The sequence below is a fragment of the Gluconobacter sp. OJA genome, from assembly GCF_039638325.1.
Classification (GTDB): domain Bacteria; phylum Pseudomonadota; class Alphaproteobacteria; order Acetobacterales; family Acetobacteraceae; genus Gluconobacter; species Gluconobacter cerinus.
Genome location: NZ_JBDIWI010000008.1, coordinates 1 through 16,795, shown reverse-complemented (window position 1 = coordinate 16,795; position 16,795 = coordinate 1). Strand labels below are relative to the sequence as shown.

Here is a 16,795-nt window from a genome sequence, read left to right as displayed (position 1 = left end):
CTACTAGATCGGCAATAGAGAACGACAGAAAGCAACCCATATTCAACGGTCGATAAACTCACTTTTCCCTTTGCACAATGGCAGCAACAGTGTTCTTGCTGATCCCTAGATCACGGGCGATCCACCGATAACTCCGCTTTTCTGCCACCAGCGCCAGAACCTTCGGAGCCAGACGGTCAGACTTTGGCCGCTGTCCTTTCTGTCGGCCGAGAACCTTCCCGCGCGCCCTGGCAGCGGCCAGACCAGACTTCACCCGCTCGCTGATCAGATCCCGCTCGAACTCTGCAATCCCGGCCAGAACCGTCGCCAGCATCCGTCCATGTGGTGTTGCCAGATCGAACGTCATCCCCGTTATGGCGATCAGGGAAACACGATAGCTCTCCAGCTCCTGAAGCGTGGAGATGAGATCAATGGTCGAACGCCCCCAGCGGGACAGCTCCGTCACCAGAATGGCGTCAATTTTACGGGCCTGGGCCAGTGCCATGACCTTTCGACGCTCGGCCCGATCCACTCGAACGCCAGAGCCGGTCTCCATGAAAACGTCCAGCACTTCATAGCCCGCACGTTCAGCAAACCGCTTCAGCTCGTCCTTCTGGCGCACGCAGGACTGATCGGCCGTGGAAACCCGGCAATAGATGACCGCGCGCTGTCCCATTTGAACCCTCCCGGAAAAACCACCATGCAGGCCTTGATACACCGTGGCTCCGGATTGTCCCAATTAGACTATAGACTGTTTGGGTCAACCTAATTTGAATGGAAGAAATGGGGAGGGGAACCGAAGGGCCAAAGGTCGGCTATCAGTTTATTGTTGTCCGATATCAGACATTCAAGATGCGAGATTAACCCGAATAAATTGCCTCTAAGCCCGGTAAAATCGCCAGGAAGGCATCGCTTATAACCTGGCGCATCCAGTGATTATCGGCCGTTTTCTGCCAGAGGATCGATACAGAATATTCTCCCAGATCAATCGGGGCAGCGCATTCCTTACCGGATCCATACCATTCTGACCGATAACGGCATCCAGTTCGCTGATCAGCCCCGTAACCGCAATACGGCCTGGTCTCGCCCCATGCGCTTCGACATGATCTGGAGGGTTCGAAAAACCCCCTGGTATTGAGGTCTGCTCTGTGATTCCATTTCCCCTTAGTTGATTGGGGATGATGAAAGATGAAGCAGCCGGGTTTCTTTGATGTTGAAGAACGGCTTGCCCGCTTGAGCGGGCTTGGTGATCAGCTCGAAGCATTTTCCCGGACTGTGGATTTTGAAGTCTTCCGCCCTGACCTGGAGAAGGCTCTGGCGTATTCTGACGGAAGCAAAGGCGGACGACCGCCATTTGATCCGGTGCTGATGTTCAAAATTCTGGTGATCCAGACGCTCAACAATTTGTCTGATGAGCGGACGGAATATCTGATCAACGATCGCCTCTCCTTTATGCGTTTCCTTGGTCTGGGACTTTCGGATCGGGTGCCGGATGCCAAAACGGTCTGGCTGTTCCGCGAGCGTCTGACCCAGGCGGGTGCGATCGAAGGGCTGTTCAACCGCTTTGATGCGACCCTGCGCAACGCCGGGTATTTACCGATGTCAGGCCAGATCCTGGATGCCACACTGGTAGCTGCTCCAAAGCAGCGGAACACCAACGCAGAGAAAGCCGATCTTCGGGAAGGACGTATTCCTGAAGACTGGCAGGACAAACCCGCAAAGCTGTCGCACAAGGATCGTCATGCGCGCTGGACACTGAAGTTCACGAAGGCGAAGCGGCAGGATGATGGAACCATGCCCTCCAGCGATCTCGCCATCCCGTTCTTTGGCTACAAATCCCACGTCTCCATCGACCGGAAGTTTCGGTTCATCCGAAAATGGAAGACGACGGATGCCGCCGCCAGTGATGGTGCGCGATTGAGAGAGGGGCTGTTAGATAAAACCAATACGGCCTCAAGCGTTTGGGCTGATACAGCTTATCGCTCGAAAGCGAATGAGGACTTCATGGACAAAGAGGGTTTTGTCTCAAAAGTTCACAGAAAAAAGCCGCATCTCAAGCCTATGCCCCGACATATCCAGAAATCGAATGCTGGAAAGTCCGTTATCCGGTCGCGTGTCGAGCATGTCTTTGCTGATCAGAAATCACAGACCGGGCTGTTCGTCCGAACCGTCGGCATAACGCGGGCCACCATGAGGATCGGGTTGGCCAATATCGTCTATAATATGCGCCGCTTCCTCTTCCTGGAGCGGATCAGCGCGAATGCATAGCAATCCAGCGGGGGGCAGCACTCAATCTGCTCAAAACGCAGATCGAAAACGAACCCAAAAGTAGTCAATCAAATCGCCAAAAACCTGAAATCACCAGCCAAGCGTATCAATCAAGGGTTCTTCGATCCCTCCACCTCTTCGTCCCGCCCCACTCCATCGACAATGCCCTCTCCCGGCACATCCACCGGATCAGGGCTTTCGTCCAGTGGAACAACGCTACCGCGCTTACCGCCTGAATGCGTCAACACCGAGAGGAGCTCAACAAACCAAAGTTAATGTGACAGCACCGGCATACGACAGCCAAACTCAGGCTGCCGCGCAACGTCAGCCTGATCTTTCTGCCATCGCGCGCTCCCGAACTGAACCCAGTCGAAAACGTCTGGCAGTTCCTCCGCGCTAATTGGCTGACCAACACCGTCTTCGACGACATGGACCACATCATCAATGCCGCTTGCACCGCGTGGAACAACCTCGCAGCACTCCCCGACACCATCCAATCCATCGGCCTCAGAAAATGGGCGCACAAAGGTCAAGGGTAATCGCCGTTGGTATCAGTGTCGCGTTCTCGGTGTCAGCCCCAGTAGCTATTTTGGGTGGCGATCACGTCGGGCCAGTCGCTAACCCCGCCACCTCTCCACGCCCGTGATGATTTCCATGCTCTCTCCATTTTAACGGGGTAAGTCCAAATTCCATCTGTAGACAAAGAGGCAGGAACCTAGAACTTAAGCATAGGACGACGCATAACACTCGCAGCAGGCTTTCTTTGGACGGTAAAATCCGAATTATTTGGTCCGCCGTCATCCGGGTCAGTATACCAACACCAGATCGAGATCCCGGTGATACCGTGTGCAGTCAGCGTGTCACGCCATTCAGTAAGTGCCATTTTTTGTACAGCGAGATCGACAGGAACCTTGAGCTGCTCGGGACTTAGCCAAGGACGCTGCAAAATATCTTTACCTGAGCGAATGCCTAGCTCAGCAACCCAAACTGGGCGATTCCAAGTTTTTCCAAGATTTTGTAGACGGCGAGCATTATCTGCCATTACTGCCAGGCGATCGGTTCTTTTCTCGGGCAACGCCGTATAAAGACTAGTAGCGACCGCATCGAATAGATCCCAATGCTGGAACTTCTCGGCCTGCTCAAGCCCGTCGGTATCGTAAACGACCTTGCCAGCATAATGCGCGCGAAGATTACTGACAAAACTAGGCCAATCACCGACCGTTTCTACACCGCGCATTTCAGTGCCGACGATAACCGTCGGGATGTTCTCCTCTCGCGCGATCTCGATGAGCGGCATGATTGCTTTCTCGTAATTATCAAACCAGATCTGCGGATGGGCCGGAGCCACTTGCCCGGCCCAATGCCACGGGATCCAAAGATGGATCTTAAGAATAGGCGTCAGACCAGCAGCGCGGATATCACGCAGCCCCTGCCGCACAGTGTCTGGCTGACTATCATTGCCAAGAATCGGCGTATCAGATTCAGGTTTCTCTTGCCATGCAAAAGCGACTAGCATTCCGACGTTTGCCCCGGTGGCAGCGAGCTGCTTCATTGAGGCTTGGGCTCCTGTCGATCCCCAAGGGACCTCGGCCGACATCTTGATATTGGCACCGGTCCAGTAAAACGGCGTATGCAAAAAATAATATCCAATAAATAGTACGACTGCGGAAACCAGGCATATACGAAACAGCCTTTTCATGAATGCGCACTCCGCACCCAGACTCTATAGATACCGCGTTCGAACGCCAGTTTATATCCTGGCATTCCCGCTGACCACATCATCGGGGCCTGGCCGTTAATACGATCAGTTTCGCCCTGAGCCGAATTGGGGCGGGTCGTTAAAATGGCACGAGCATCCGGCTGGACAGCCGTAGTCTGACTGACAAAATCAACCGGCATTACGAAATCATCACTGCGCCCGACTAATGCCACTACACGATAGTCTGTAATCGGATCCAAAGCGATGTATTTTTTGTTGTTCACGATCCATGCAGCGATCGCCTTATCGTCAGAATGTCCAGCGATACCCTTGCCAGTCATGGCCTGCGCCCACCCCTCAGGTAATGACGATCCAGGCACGGCAAGCAAGGTCCATCCCAACGGGATAGAAGCAATTTGTATACCCAATACTGCTGTACGATGACGTGTAGACGTCCGAAGAGCAACTATAATCAACGGCCCCGCGAGATAAGGTAGATAGTCAAGTACGTGATACGGAATGGCGGCCAAGGATACAATAATAGGAATCGTTACTACCGTCAGTAACGCGACAACAAACGCCCGTCGGGCCGGGCAGGCCTCAAGCGGGCGCACGAGTATTAAGACCGGGAAGAATAGCAATGTCATAATCATAAAGATCGGCACAATATCGAGGCGATCGGTCATGCCTGCGGCGTGCAGCGCTGCATCCCACGTGAAGTCCTGACCGTTTCCAGCATTCAATGGCGTGATGAAAGGCGAAAAATGGCCGAGTTCCGCCCAATTAAGATAGCAAACCGATAAGGTTGCCATTGCTATCGGCGCAAAGGTGACAAGGTAATAGGCAACCGGATGCCGTTCCGTGCGGTCGGAAGCTGCGGTTAGAACAATCCAAGGGATCATTGCGACGCATAAAACAATTGCTGTGGGATCTGTTAGAATAAAGAGAGACGATGCAAGGCCAAATTTGAGATAGCCGCCAAGATCATGCCGCTCAGCAATTTGAAGAAGTGCGCAGCACATATAAGCAAAGATTAGAACGGCTAAAGCGCGACCACCAGTCGCTGTAGCTGTCCACAGCAAAATCGGGTTTAGTACGAGCGTGGCGGTGAAGAGCCCTGTCCATAAAGGGCTGCGACGTGATGCAGCTGGGTTCGCTGCCAGCCATACTAAGCCTCCTGACGCGAGTATAGCCGTTAAAATGGGAACAATTTCGTGGATAGACCCAAAAGCCCAGGCGGCTGCGTCATAGATTAAAGACGGTATGGCATACGGCATGGTATCGAGAGTCTGTTCAGCGTTGACACGCGAGCGGATGACGTGGTCCGATATCTGGCGTAAAACGATGTCGCTCAGATAGCCGTTTTTGAGCAAAGTGAAAGTTGCAAAGCCGAAGAAGGCCACCGACCATAGGAATAAAACGAAGCGTGTTATTTTCACGTATTTATTTCCTTGAGTTCGGCGGCTGTGTGCTTGCTTAGGCCATGCTGCGTCTTTTCCCAATAAAATGGTTTCGTGATTAACTGAATTAGTCCCTTGTAAGCAGCGATCGATTGGAGCGCCCAGTAAAGTGGCGTCGTTAGAGCATACAGTGCCAAATGCTGGTATTGCCTTTTAAATGAGCACAGCACGTAAGTGTAGATTAGAAAGCCATTGCCAAGTAGCAAGTTAATCGTGTTAAGCGCCATGATGCGACCGGAAAAAATACTAATACCGCTACGTAGGCCGAAGATCGTAAAGAGTACGAACATAACCCAAAAAATCGGGGCAAGAAGGGCAGTCATAAAGGTCCCGCCGATAAAAAATTGAAAGCCCCAAAAACCCACAGCGCCGGACTTACGATAGAATTGGATCGGCTTGCGCATATGCACCAGATAGGTTTGCATATAGCCTTTCAACCAACGGGAACGTTGGCGAATCCAGTTGGGAATGCTAACATTTGCTTCCTCATAAGTTGTAGAATTGACGACCGCGACGGTCCAACCCCGCTGGGTGATACGTACACCTAGATCAGCATCTTCAGTAACATTGTAGGGGTCCCAAGCGCGTAGCGAGCGTAGGGCATCCATCCGAAAGTGGTTAGAGGTTCCACCGAGGGGGATGGGAATGCGCAAAAACTCTAATGCTGGCAAATAGAAGTCAAACCACGAAGTATATTCGAGGGTGAACATTCGAGTAAGCCAGTTTTCTGTCGCGTTATAGTAATTCAGACGCGCTTGAATGCAGACCGTATTTTCGGGCGTCTTTCGGAAAGCAACAAGCACCTTTTTGAGCTGCGTCGGTTCCGGTTTGTCCTCAGCATCATAAATTGTGAGGTATTCGCCTTTGGCGAAGCGCAAGGCATAATTACATGCTTTTGGTTTCGTACGAGGTTGTGACGGTGGTACACGAATAATCTCGAAAGTAGCTTCTAAAGCGAGCTTCTTGGCTGCATCGATAGTTTCAATGTCATCCTCTTCAAGGACTAATTTTACATCTAACTTAGACTGCGGGTAATCAAGGTTGCGAATTGCCTTCACAAGGATAGGCAGAACGTCTGGTTCTTTGTACATAGGGACAAGAATTGTATAAACAGGGTAATTCTCGTTATTAAGAGAATCTATCTCGCTATCCTCGACTTTGACGTCGACGTCTCGCCGGCTAGCAACGCAAGATAAAAGAAACTTTAGCGCAAAACTTGTAAAGAAGATCATAGCCGCAATTAAATTAGCTATGAATAGAGTGGTTTCTGGCCAAAAACATACACTCGTGAAAAATCCAGCAGCAACGAGATAAAGAAAGACAATCTGTCTTACAGTAAATACATTTTTACCTGAATGCTCCGGCGATGACTTGGATAAAGCATGCAGTGCATCGTTAGAAAGTGTTGATTGTCCAAGCTCCTGCACAAGCCAAATGGTGTCGAAGCGTCCGGTGCCGATGAAATCAGTTTCAAAGCCATATCTATCGCTTAAATCGCGAATGAGCTCGTCCGTAGGGTCCGCAAGCGCGAATGTAATGCCGCCATGCGAATTGCGTCTCCATGGCAAAAAAGATCTGGCGGCATAGTCGTCGATCATAGCTGGATCAAAAAGCTCTGTGTCCGGCCTGTCATTGAGGAGATCCACGAAGTCGAGCCCGTGATAGAGCGCTAGCTCGCGGTAGAAGGCTACCGGTTTCATCCATCGTTTTGACAATATGATATCGCCCAGGCGCGACTTCCAGCTCTGTTGCAAGGTAAGAGCATCACTAACTTGCTGATCAGTAAGGGAACCACGCTCAACGAGGAATTCGCCAAAGAAACGTTTTTCTGATGACTTAGACATCATATTCAATCCTTGCTTAAGGAGCCCAGCGACCGTTGCCGCCAAAAGGAATCCATAAGCCCACGAAAGGACCTCCACCTGCACCCGTGTTGCGACCAGCAAGGTCTCTTTCGTAGCCAGCCTGAAGGCTGACGGGACCAAGCTTTTTGAGAAGCGAAAAACGCATTTTCGTCAAATCATAATTTGTACTGCTGATAGAATTACCGTAGTTGTAGGTTGTTCCATTATCTAATGTTTGAATGTGGCTGAATTCTTCCATCAGCGTAAACCCAGCCCAAAGACTTGTGCCATGGGTCGCATCAAAACGTAGTTCATGCGCAGCGCGACCGGTGCGGAGTCGGATACCCCCGCTGATATCGATGTAGGACCAATGCCCCAACAACTGATACGGGCGACCGATGCTATGTCGAAGTTCGATCGATGCTCCCCCAGTGCCAAGTGGCTGTTGAACATCGTGAACTTTATAGGTCGGAAAGCCAACAAGAATTTGGGACGATCCGACCCACGGATAACCTAAAAAGCCAAGGGGACGCATCTTATAGCGTCCGCCCAGTTCCTGATCGCCAAAACCGAAATTTTCCGAACCACTATAGGTATTATGATAGCCTACCTGATTAAGCCAAAAATTGCCGAGCAACGTAAGTTTCGATGTCAGCCCGTATTCAGCATAGACATTGGTCTGATTGACGTAGCTTTGACCGCGATCCGGGAAACGGTAAAGAGTGTGATCATTGGCAAATCCATCAACTCCACTCCACCGATCTTCTTGAATGATGACGATGCCTTGCCCTTTCGGCTGCGTCCAGGCAGCGGCACATGCCGACTTCGTTACTATGCACCAACTTAATCCACTGATGAAAATGGACGTTGCTGCGGTCGCTTTTGAGAATAGGCGTGACATTTCAAACATCATTTTTATCGGACCGACGCGGCTTTATTTTATCAATAATGGACAAAACAATAATAGTTAGGGCAAAAAGACCGCCACCTAATATCCACAGACGCATATTTTGAACACGATCGAGCCAGGATTGGTTATCAGGATAGGTGACAGCGGGCTGCGCATTTAAAGCTGCCGCCGTGACTTGCGTGTTCAGCGTGATAATTTGCCCATGTTTGTCCATAAAAACAACGTCGCCGGACGCCGTATCGAAGCCTAAGGGGCGAACCGGCGGAGAATTTCCGGTTGGCTTGATCCACAAGCCGCGATCCTTGCCGTGTCGCAGAACAGCGGCGAGCTCAATATCGGGCAACGGCGGGGCGTCAAGAAGAACGGTACCGTCGCTTTCAACAATGCGAAGACGGCCGCGATCAAAATGGATTGGAGCCATAAATCCGGTGGGCGCTTCAGGACGTAGCCATAAGAAGGTGTGCCCGGGGGACGGCGTACTGTTATCGGCGTGAATAGTCAAATCATAGGGATTGAGATGGAGTTCGTTGATAACGCTAGCGAGCGTTGTCATCCATTCAGTAGGAGAACGGAGTGCATCAGGCGGAAGATAAACGGGGGTGTGAGAGTCAAATGTGCGGCCGATGGTGTCAAGTGTATCAGCAGTGGTCACATTTGTCGTGGTAATTGTTGAAGACGGTAAAATTTGTGCATACGACCGTGCGAGCGTACCTTGGCAGTTGCCAGTATTGTTCTGGCGCACAAGGTCAAGACGCAAATTATCATTGGTCATGTTACGCGTCTCGACGAGTGGCAAGTCGACACTGATCGGACCGCCGTGTTCGGGTAGGGCCGTAATGTTGCGGAGATTTCCATTATCGAAAACGTGCAGGAGCAACGGGTTCCCCGGCAAGCTAGGCGGAACAACCATATTTAGGTGCAGGGAATCGGGCGCCTTTTGTCGTATAACCTCCGGCGGAAGTGAAAGCGTCCATGATGCGTGCGCCGTGAGCGGCACAGCTTCGGCGGTAACCCCAAATTGGGAAAGCGAGATCGTGCGAGGCGGCACTGCTCCATTGCGTGCTGGCGTGCTGCTGTTGCTATAAGCCGTAGAGGTAAGAAGATCGCTCCAAGGAGCCAGCAAAAGCGCTTGGGGCCCATTTGTCGAAACAATAAGCTGAGCAGGCTTGTCACCGGAGGATGGCACCAACAGCAGACCCGAATTTTTCAAGGTCGTTAAGTCGGCTGAAGTACTAGCGGAAGATATGCCACGTCTATTATCAATGACAATATCCGCTGGCGTATCATCGACAACGCTTCCTTTGCTCCACTCAACATGACGTCCCTGAGACTGGAGATATGCTGACACAGCAAGAACGGTCTGAAATTCCTGCGCAGTCTTGATGTCGGTCGGTAGCTTGACACGTACGGTCTGATTGAGAAGGCTAAGGAAACTGCGGATTGACCGAGTGGTGCGATCAGCATCATCGAATACGAATCCGCTATCCGGTAAAATGTGGATATAGCCTCGGTTGGCCTCGTCATTCATGCATGGCGAAGTCGTATTGATAAAGGTAGGGGCAACGCGGACGGCTATATACCGTCCTTCCAGGTCATGACCGCTTAGCGGAATGACGATGTCCCGGTCGGAATTAGTGTCAGTAAGATTGCCGATCGAAAGTTGAGTCCGCGGTTGTCCATTAATGAATACTTGAAGAGTGGACTCGCGCATCAAGCCGGGTGCAATATTCAGGTGTAGTTTTACCCGCGGGTTGACCAGTGCCGTGTCAGCGGGAACGCGAAGGTAGAAACTTTCGGGGCCCGAGTTGTCGAGAATCGACAACCCTTCCGACATACCTTGCTGGTCGAGACTGCTAATAGTTTCAGCATGGGCTGTATTAATAGCGATGGTGCAGAGGAGGAATGTAAGGAAAGGTTTGTAGTAGTTGGACATTAGTTACGAATCTCTTATTTATCTGTAATGCTCCAGCGAAGACCGATTCGGGGCCACAAGTAGTTACTGCATTGTATATCAAAATATCGTTATTTGTCAATTGTTTCGAAGCATTATTTTTAGTGAATAAGAGTTTTCGATCAATATTTCTTCTCTGGCCATACGGTTGAAGAGGGTTAGATGATGGCGAAATAACCTTTTGACTTAGTAGGCGGATTTGTTATTATGTTGTTTTCACTTATTTTTTACCAACAAATAAATAATGCATTATTTTTCTGTTTGATTTCTTTTCGTTACTATGAGTCGAAATAATTGGAGCGCTCCGCATTTGCGTTTTACCGATTTTCACAGAATTATTCCTGAAGATGGCAAGCTTGGTGGCTGGTGCAGGTTCTCCTCAACCGTGGAACCCCTCAATCCGGAACATATTTCCGCTACTCTGCACGTCGGCTTATCTCCATGTGTGGAGATAGGGGAGGCGACTATCACCCTTGAGACGACTCGGTTTAGCGACCTCCGGCGCAATCACTTCTCTGGTGCAGTCGGTCATTCAAATGACCCGGCGGCATCTTTATCTTGGAGTTGCACGGACGCGGAAGTAAATTTAGACGCAGTACGCATCTGCGCGGAGGGTGACCGAATCCAGGGAGACAACATCATCAGCACTCTGACGATCGAGCGAATTGTTTCGCCTTAAAAGGCCCAGAGACCGGAAGCAATTAAGTTCGCGGGAGGGACAATGTTTGGCGATACGCTCAGGGAGCTCATCCGTGCGTTCGGTGCGCCGTCATACCGCATGGTTGAAAAAGATGGTTCCGTTCTTGTAGACTCGCGCTATAGGCGACCTTTATACAACAAACTCGATAAAGACCTCCAAACCTGTGGCAGTCTTGTTGTTCGTTTCGACTCCGATTTGATGGTGAAGATATTTTTCAGCCGCTTTACTATTCACTGATGCCCGTTATTTACAAACAGATGTTAGGTCGTCAGAAATCATTGTTTAATGATCACCGCCGCTGGGAATATACAGATATTCGATCGATAGACACAAAAAATGTAGTCCTTTTGCAAAGGAGGAAAAGCCCCTCATTATAATTTTGCAGTTAGCGAGTGCTTCTATGCTCTAAATGCCGCTTTGAAAATTCGATATGACGGGTTTTCAAGAGGTGCGGCGCGTGATTTGAGCTATGAATGTAGACATCAAAGCAGAGAGTTGGGAGAGTCGGTGTCATGCGCAAGAGGAAATCCTATTTGCCTAGCACTACAGTTGTAGTTTGTTTTCCGGGCCGGAAAGATTAAGAATTGGGGGTTGAGTAGCAACGGAACAGAAAACCTACATAAGCCCGTCTGTGGGTAAACAGGTTGGCTTTTGCGGGACGGCATTGTTTGGTGAGAAGCGCAGGTTCGTTGTAGGAAACAGCGATGACCCAAGACAACACCGCTGCCGCAGAGTTCCGACGGGATTGGGCGCGATTTCATCCGAGCTGCTTGCCGCTCGGATGGATGCTTCGTAGCCGCGCAGGCTCGCCATGGGTTCGCTTTCACGCTCTGCCCGGTTCCAAGCGATACGCAGACGATGAAGCGGAACGGGACATCATTCTTTCGCGAGCATATGCTCTTGGCAACGGGCTGCTCGGCCTGGACCAGTGCTGTTGGGTCGTTGAGGCCGAGACCGGTGATCCGTCCGCACCGAGCGAAGTAGCGCTGTCGGGTGCCGAGACCGACGATCCCGACGATCCCGTATGGAGCTTCTATGCCCGCCGTGAGCGGTGGCGGGCGGGGACGCACGATGCCAAGTTGCTCTCGATCGCTGACGATAAGCCAGGGCATGCGATTTGGATGAGGTGCGACGACGGCGCTGTGTTCGCGCCTTACGATGGCGGCTTTGACCTATTTCCGACCTCGTGGGGGGCCGTGAGCCACTTAAAAGTCGGATGGCCCGACTGGCTTTCCGATCATCCTGCCGGTCTCTGACAGCCCGATCTAAGCATCCGCTATTAGCGCGGAAGCGGCCGTCTGGTTTTTTCCAACAAACCCCGGTTTGATACGAGCTGCCCCAACAATCGTGAACGGGCCGCTTTATGGCTCATAATCTCACATCTACCCGTCCAAAAACCTGTGGCCGATAAACCCCTATGTCGATAGATTGATAGGGCGGGGAGACGGACGCCAATGTTGATTGGGTACATGCGGGTGTCGACGGGCGAGCAGAACCTCGACCTGCAGCGTGATGCGCTGGACCGTGCCGGATGCAACCGCGTCTTCGACGACGTGTGTTCGGGCCGGGCAACCGAACGGGCCGGGCTCGACAAGGCCATCGATATCATGCGTGACGGCGACACCCTCGTCGTCTGGAAGCTTGATCGGATCGGTCGGTCATTGCCCCACGTCGTCGGGCTCGTCGGGGATTTGCAGAAGCGCGGCGTCGGCCTGAAGGTGCTGACTGGCGATATCGACACGACGACCGTTACGGGAAGGCTGGTGTTCGGCATCTTCGCGACCCTTGCCGAGTTCGAGCGCGACCTGATCCATGAGCGCACGATGGCTGGGCTCGCCGCGGCCAGGGCGCGTGGGCGGTCGGGCGGACGGCCGCGGATCATGACGAAGCAGAAGCTGAAGGCGGCAATGGCTATGATGGCAGACCGCGACAATGCCGCGCGCGATGTCGCGGTCCAGCTCGGTATGTCGGTATCGACGCTCTACGCCTATGTCGATGCAGAGGGTCGGCCGCGGGAGCGCGCCAGCGAACTGCTGGGCAAGCGTGGGGCACGGTCCAGGGTAGCGGCATAGCTTGAGCAGTGCCGGTCGGCTTTCTCTCGGACGACCAGGCACTGCGCTATGGTCGCTTCGTCGGCGAGCCGACATCGGAACAGCTCGCGCGTCACTTCCATCTCGACGACGCGGACCGGGCATTCATCGGCGCGCATCGCGGCGATCACAACCGGCTCGGCGTGGCGGTACAGCTTGGCACTTTGCGTTTGCTCGGCACCTTTCTCGAAGATCCGGCACTGACACCGGTATCGGTCACACGATTTGTCGGCAGCCAGTTGGCGATCGACGGAACGGCCGAACTGATGGCGCGATATTGCGCAACCAAGGGGCGATGGCGGCACGGTCCGCGCATCCGCGACCATTATGGCTACCGGGTCCTGACCGATCCCGGCGTCGCGTTTCGACTGCACCGTTTCATATATGCCCTGTGCTGGACGGGCACCGATCGCCCTTCGATGCTGTTTGACGCAGCAGTGATATGGCTGCTTGAATCCAAGGTGCTGCTGCCGGGCCTTTCCGTCCTCGAGCGCGATATCGCAAGGGTCCGCACGCGGGTCGCCGCGCACGTCCATCGCCGTCTGGTCGCCAGGCTGACGCCAGAGCAACGCACCCGGCTCGATACGCTCGTTGCGGTTACCGGCGACGGACGGCAAAGTCCGTTGGATCGCTTACGTGACGGGCCATACCTGCAAAGCGGCCCCGAGATCAGCCGGGCCGTCGACCGACTAACCGAGATCCGCGCGTTCACCACAGGCCTGCCCGAACTTGACCGCGTGCCACCCAGCAAGGCGGCTGCCCTCGCACGATTTGCCAGCGCCGCGAGAGCGCAGGCTGTGGCTCGGCTTCCCGACGATCGACGCGCGGCCACGTTGGTCGCCTTCATCCGCACCCTCGAAGCATCGGCCAGCGACGACGTCATCGACCTTTTCGATGCCGTGTCGACCAAGATGTTTTCCAACGCACGCATCAACGCCAAAGAGGCGCGGATCCGATCACTGCGCGATCTTGACGCCGCATCACTCCGGCTTCGTGATGTCGGTGCCGTGCTACTCGATGATAGTATCAGCGACACGGAGGTGCGGGCGGCCGTGTTCGCGATGGTTGACCGGTCAGCACTGACCGACGCGGTCGCCCAAGTGAGCCTGCTCGCCCGACCGACAGACGAGAGCTACTTCGTCGAGCTGCGTCAGCAGACGGGCACAATGCGCTATCTGCCGAAAATGCTTGCAGGGCTGGATCTCGCAGCGGCGCCCGCGGGGCAATCGTTGCTGGACGCGGTCGATCACCTGCGAAGAGTTCACCGTGGCGAAAAGCGCCGGGGACCAGTGCCAACCGCGTTTGTCCCCAAAGCCTGGGGCCGTCAGTTGAAAACCGAGGACGGCACGTTCGATCTGACCGGATACCGGCTTTGCACGCTCGACCGGCTACGCCGCGCCATCCGTCGCCGCGATGTCTTTCCCGTTCGCTCGCTTCGCTATGCCGACCCCCGCAAGGGCCTGCTGACCGGCGCCGCCTGGGAGGCGGCGCGACCGACCGTGTGCCGCACGGTCGGCGTGGCGGTCGCTGGCGACGAGGAAGTCGCCAAGCTGTCCGCGCGCCTCGATCTCGCCTACCGCCAGACAGCCGCGCGTGTGCCGGATAATGATGCCGTGACCATCACCAGTACGGCGAGCGGTGCAGACCTGTCGATCGAGGCGCTCGACAAGATCGACGAGCCCCTGAGCCTCACCGATCTTCACACGGCGATCAATGCACGGCTGCCGCAGCTGGACCTCCCCGAACTGATCCTGGAAATGCACGCGCGAACCGGATTCGGGGCAGCATTTACGCATGCCAGCGAAGGCAACGCCCGCGCCGGTGACATCGCGACGACGATCTGCGCTGTGCTCGTCGCAGAGGCGACCAACACCGGTTTCGAGCCGCTTCTACGCCCCGAGGTGCCCGCGCTGCGCCGGTCCCGGTTGAGCTGGGTGAAGCAGAACTTCATCCGCGCCGAGACGCTGAGCACCGCCAATGCGCTGCTGGTCGCCGCACATAACAGAATACCCCTGACCCGCGCCTGGGGTGGTGGTGAGGTAGCGTCAGCCGATGGACTGCGGTTTACCGTGCCGGTTCGCACGATCCACGCCGGTCCGAACCCGCGGTACTTCGGGCGCGAACGCGGCGTCACTTGGTATAATCTGGTTTCCGACCGCTTTTCCGGGCTGAATGCCGTGACGGTCCCCGGCACACTGCGCGACAGTCTTCATCTGTTGGCCGTTGTGCTCGATCAGGAAACCGAATTGCGGCCGACCGAGATCATGACCGATACGGCCGGCTATACCGACACGATATTCGGGATATTTCATCTGCTCGGACTCCAGTTCTCGCCGCGTATCGCTGACATTGCCGGGGCAAGATTCTGGCGTGTCGATGGCAATGCGGATTACGGCGTGCTGGACGATCTTGCGACGAACAGGATCAACATCAAGCTGATCGTCGAGCACTGGGACGATCTCCTTCGCCTCGCCGGATCATTGAAGCTCGGAGTAGTGAGGGCAGCCGGACTCACCCGTGTTCTTCAGACCAACGATCGTCCGACCAGGCTGGCACGTGCGCTTCAGGAACTCGGCCGTCTCATCAAATCGCTCTATATGCTACGGTTCATTGACGACGAAACCTACCGGCGTCGCATCCTCGTCCAGCTCAACCGCGGCGAGAGCCGCCATCAGCTTGCCCGCACGATATTCCACGGGAAGCGCGGCGAATTGCGCCAGCGTTATCGCGTCGGCCAAGAGGACCAGCTTGGCGCGCTCGGGCTAGTCGTCAATCTGATCGTGCTCTGGAATACGATCTACATCGACGCCGCGCTCAACCAGCTTCGCGCTGAAGGCCACATGATACTGGACGAAGACGTAGCGCGCCTTTCGCCGCTCGGCTTCCGGCACATCAACATGCTGGGGCGCTATGCCTTCACCATTCCCGAAATGGTCGCGCGCGGCGAGCTTCGACCGCTCCGCGATCCCGGCGCCACGGGTATCGATGACGCGTGAGGTCGGGCCTTATGTAGGTTTTCTGTTCCGTTGCTACTCAACCCCCGAATTCAGGACCTTTCGCGACGTAGACCGCCTGAAATTCGAGCCTTCCGGAAAGTATTGGAATTATTAACAATTGGAGAATAAAATGAATTGCAACTGTAGTGCTAGCGATCAGACGGATTTACTCCGTGAATCCCTCTTATTTGCATAACAAAACCCAGTAGGCCGCCCTATCCTCGTGGGGCATACAGGAAAAACTATAGCGGCGTTACCGGGTGCATCGTGTGATCTGGAGGGTTCGAAAAACCCTCTGGTTTTGAGGATTTCTGTGTGATTCCATCACTCCTGAGTTGATTTGGGGGCATGGAAGATGAAGCAGCTTGGTTTCTTTGATGTTGAAGAGCGGTTGGCCCGGTTAAGCGGGCTTGGCGATCAGCTCGAAGCCTTTTCCCGGACTGTGGATTTTGAGGCCTTCCGCCCTGATCTGGAGAAGGCTCTGGCCTATTCAGACAGGATCAAAGGCGGCCGTCCCCCGTTCGATCCGGTGCTGATGTTCAAGATCTTAGTCATCCAGAGGCTGAACAATCTCTCCGACGAGCGAACGGAATATCTGATCAACGACCGCCTGTCCTTCATGCGTTTCCTCGGTCTGGGACTGTCGGACCGGGTGCCCGATGCCAAAACGGTCTGGCTGTTTCGCGAACGTGGAGGGTTCGAAAAACCCCCTGGTATTGAGGTCTGCTCTGTGATTCCATTTCCCCTTAGTTGATTGGGGATGATGAAAGATGGAGGGATCGAAGAACCCTTGATTGATACGCTTGGCTGGTGATTTCAGGTTTTTGGCGATTTGATTGACTACTTTTGGGTTCGTTTTCGATCTGCGTTTTGAGCAGATTGAGTGCTGCCCCCCGCT

At 53.9% G+C, this 16,795-nt stretch carries 12 protein-coding genes and 3 pseudogenes; 8 read left to right on the top strand and 7 right to left on the bottom strand.

Features of this window, described 5'->3' with window-relative positions:
• Positions 1–58 precede the first annotated feature (58 nt).
• Entirely contained in the window at positions 59–655 is a 597-nt protein-coding gene (locus ABDK75_RS17520; RefSeq protein ID WP_346006585.1) for a recombinase family protein, read from the bottom strand.
• A 324-nt stretch (positions 656–979) separates the two neighbouring features.
• Between ABDK75_RS17520 and ABDK75_RS17515 the strand changes: the two are divergent.
• A pseudogene (locus ABDK75_RS17515) lies at positions 980–1,087 on the top strand (IS481 family transposase); the annotation flags it as partial.
• Between the two features lie 80 nt (positions 1,088–1,167).
• The gene (locus tag ABDK75_RS17510; protein ID WP_346006584.1) at positions 1,168–2,247 is read left to right on the top strand and encodes an IS5 family transposase; all 1,080 of its coding nucleotides are present in this window, start codon (positions 1,168–1,170) and stop codon (positions 2,245–2,247) included.
• A 110-nt stretch (positions 2,248–2,357) separates the two neighbouring features.
• Here the strand turns inward: ABDK75_RS17510 and ABDK75_RS17505 are convergent, their stop codons facing one another.
• A complete protein-coding gene (locus ABDK75_RS17505) occupies positions 2,358–2,495 on the bottom strand; it encodes a hypothetical protein (RefSeq protein WP_346006583.1) in 138 nt (45 codons plus the stop codon).
• Positions 2,496–2,537: 42 nt separating this feature from the next.
• Between ABDK75_RS17505 and ABDK75_RS17500 the strand changes: the two are divergent.
• A pseudogene (locus tag ABDK75_RS17500) lies at positions 2,538–2,786 on the top strand (transposase); the annotation flags it as partial.
• Between the two features lie 176 nt (positions 2,787–2,962).
• On the opposite strand, the gene ABDK75_RS17495 reads toward ABDK75_RS17500, so the two are convergent.
• The 5 genes from ABDK75_RS17495 to ABDK75_RS17475 are packed head-to-tail and all read right to left on the bottom strand — an operon-like array spanning position 2,963 to position 10,093.
• Complete coding sequence (locus ABDK75_RS17495) at positions 2,963–3,946, bottom strand: glycoside hydrolase family 113 (RefSeq protein WP_346006582.1); 984 nt, start codon at positions 3,944–3,946, stop codon at positions 2,963–2,965.
• The gene (locus ABDK75_RS17490; RefSeq protein WP_346006581.1) at positions 3,943–5,385 is read right to left on the bottom strand and encodes a hypothetical protein; all 1,443 of its coding nucleotides are present in this window, start codon (positions 5,383–5,385) and stop codon (positions 3,943–3,945) included. The genes ABDK75_RS17495 and ABDK75_RS17490 overlap by 4 nt, the downstream gene beginning before the upstream one ends.
• Positions 5,382–7,253 carry a glycosyltransferase family 2 protein gene (locus ABDK75_RS17485; RefSeq protein ID WP_346006580.1) on the bottom strand — a complete coding sequence of 624 codons (1,872 nt, stop codon included), beginning with the start codon at positions 7,251–7,253 and terminating at the stop codon, positions 5,382–5,384. Before ABDK75_RS17485 ends, ABDK75_RS17490 begins: the two co-directional genes overlap by 4 nt.
• Before the next feature lie 13 nt (positions 7,254–7,266).
• Positions 7,267–8,163: a hypothetical protein gene (locus ABDK75_RS17480; protein WP_346006579.1), complete on the bottom strand. Its 897-nt coding sequence runs from the start codon at positions 8,161–8,163 to the stop codon at positions 7,267–7,269.
• Positions 8,153–10,093 carry a hypothetical protein gene (locus ABDK75_RS17475; protein ID WP_346006578.1) on the bottom strand — a complete coding sequence of 647 codons (1,941 nt, stop codon included), beginning with the start codon at positions 10,091–10,093 and terminating at the stop codon, positions 8,153–8,155. Before ABDK75_RS17475 ends, ABDK75_RS17480 begins: the two co-directional genes overlap by 11 nt.
• A gap of 739 nt (positions 10,094–10,832) precedes the next feature.
• Here ABDK75_RS17475 and ABDK75_RS17470 point away from each other — a divergent pair.
• The 5 genes and pseudogenes from ABDK75_RS17470 to ABDK75_RS17450 all read left to right on the top strand — a co-directional run.
• Positions 10,833–11,048 (top strand): hypothetical protein, encoded by a 216-nt coding sequence (locus tag ABDK75_RS17470; protein ID WP_346006577.1) that lies wholly within the window; start codon positions 10,833–10,835, stop codon positions 11,046–11,048.
• Positions 11,049–11,515: 467 nt separating this feature from the next.
• Complete coding sequence (locus tag ABDK75_RS17465; protein ID WP_061507223.1) at positions 11,516–12,067, top strand: hypothetical protein; 552 nt, start codon at positions 11,516–11,518, stop codon at positions 12,065–12,067.
• 198 nt (positions 12,068–12,265) lie between these two features.
• Complete coding sequence (locus ABDK75_RS17460; protein WP_061507222.1) at positions 12,266–12,883, top strand: recombinase family protein; 618 nt, start codon at positions 12,266–12,268, stop codon at positions 12,881–12,883.
• Between the two features lie 8 nt (positions 12,884–12,891).
• Complete coding sequence (locus ABDK75_RS17455) at positions 12,892–15,897, top strand: Tn3 family transposase (protein ID WP_346006576.1); 3,006 nt, start codon at positions 12,892–12,894, stop codon at positions 15,895–15,897.
• A 355-nt stretch (positions 15,898–16,252) separates the two neighbouring features.
• Positions 16,253–16,585: pseudogene (locus tag ABDK75_RS17450) on the top strand (transposase); the annotation flags it as partial.
• Positions 16,586–16,795 lie beyond the last annotated feature (210 nt).

Bases quoted from the DNA above. Each gene is read 5' to 3' on its own strand.
- ABDK75_RS17520 (WP_346006585.1), bottom strand. From the start codon at position 655: ATGGGACAGCGCGCGGTCATCTATTGCCGGGTTTCCACGGCCGATCAG.
- ABDK75_RS17510 (WP_346006584.1), top strand. From the start codon at position 1,168: ATGAAGCAGCCGGGTTTCTTTGATGTTGAAGAACGGCTTGCCCGCTTG.
- ABDK75_RS17495 (WP_346006582.1), bottom strand. From the start codon at position 3,946: ATGAAAAGGCTGTTTCGTATATGCCTGGTTTCCGCAGTCGTACTATTT.
- ABDK75_RS17485 (WP_346006580.1), bottom strand. From the start codon at position 7,253: ATGATGTCTAAGTCATCAGAAAAACGTTTCTTTGGCGAATTCCTCGTT.
- ABDK75_RS17480 (WP_346006579.1), bottom strand. From the start codon at position 8,163: ATGATGTTTGAAATGTCACGCCTATTCTCAAAAGCGACCGCAGCAACG.
- ABDK75_RS17475 (WP_346006578.1), bottom strand. From the start codon at position 10,093: ATGTCCAACTACTACAAACCTTTCCTTACATTCCTCCTCTGCACCATC.
- ABDK75_RS17470 (WP_346006577.1), top strand. From the start codon at position 10,833: ATGTTTGGCGATACGCTCAGGGAGCTCATCCGTGCGTTCGGTGCGCCG.
- ABDK75_RS17465 (WP_061507223.1), top strand. From the start codon at position 11,516: ATGACCCAAGACAACACCGCTGCCGCAGAGTTCCGACGGGATTGGGCG.
- ABDK75_RS17460 (WP_061507222.1), top strand. From the start codon at position 12,266: ATGTTGATTGGGTACATGCGGGTGTCGACGGGCGAGCAGAACCTCGAC.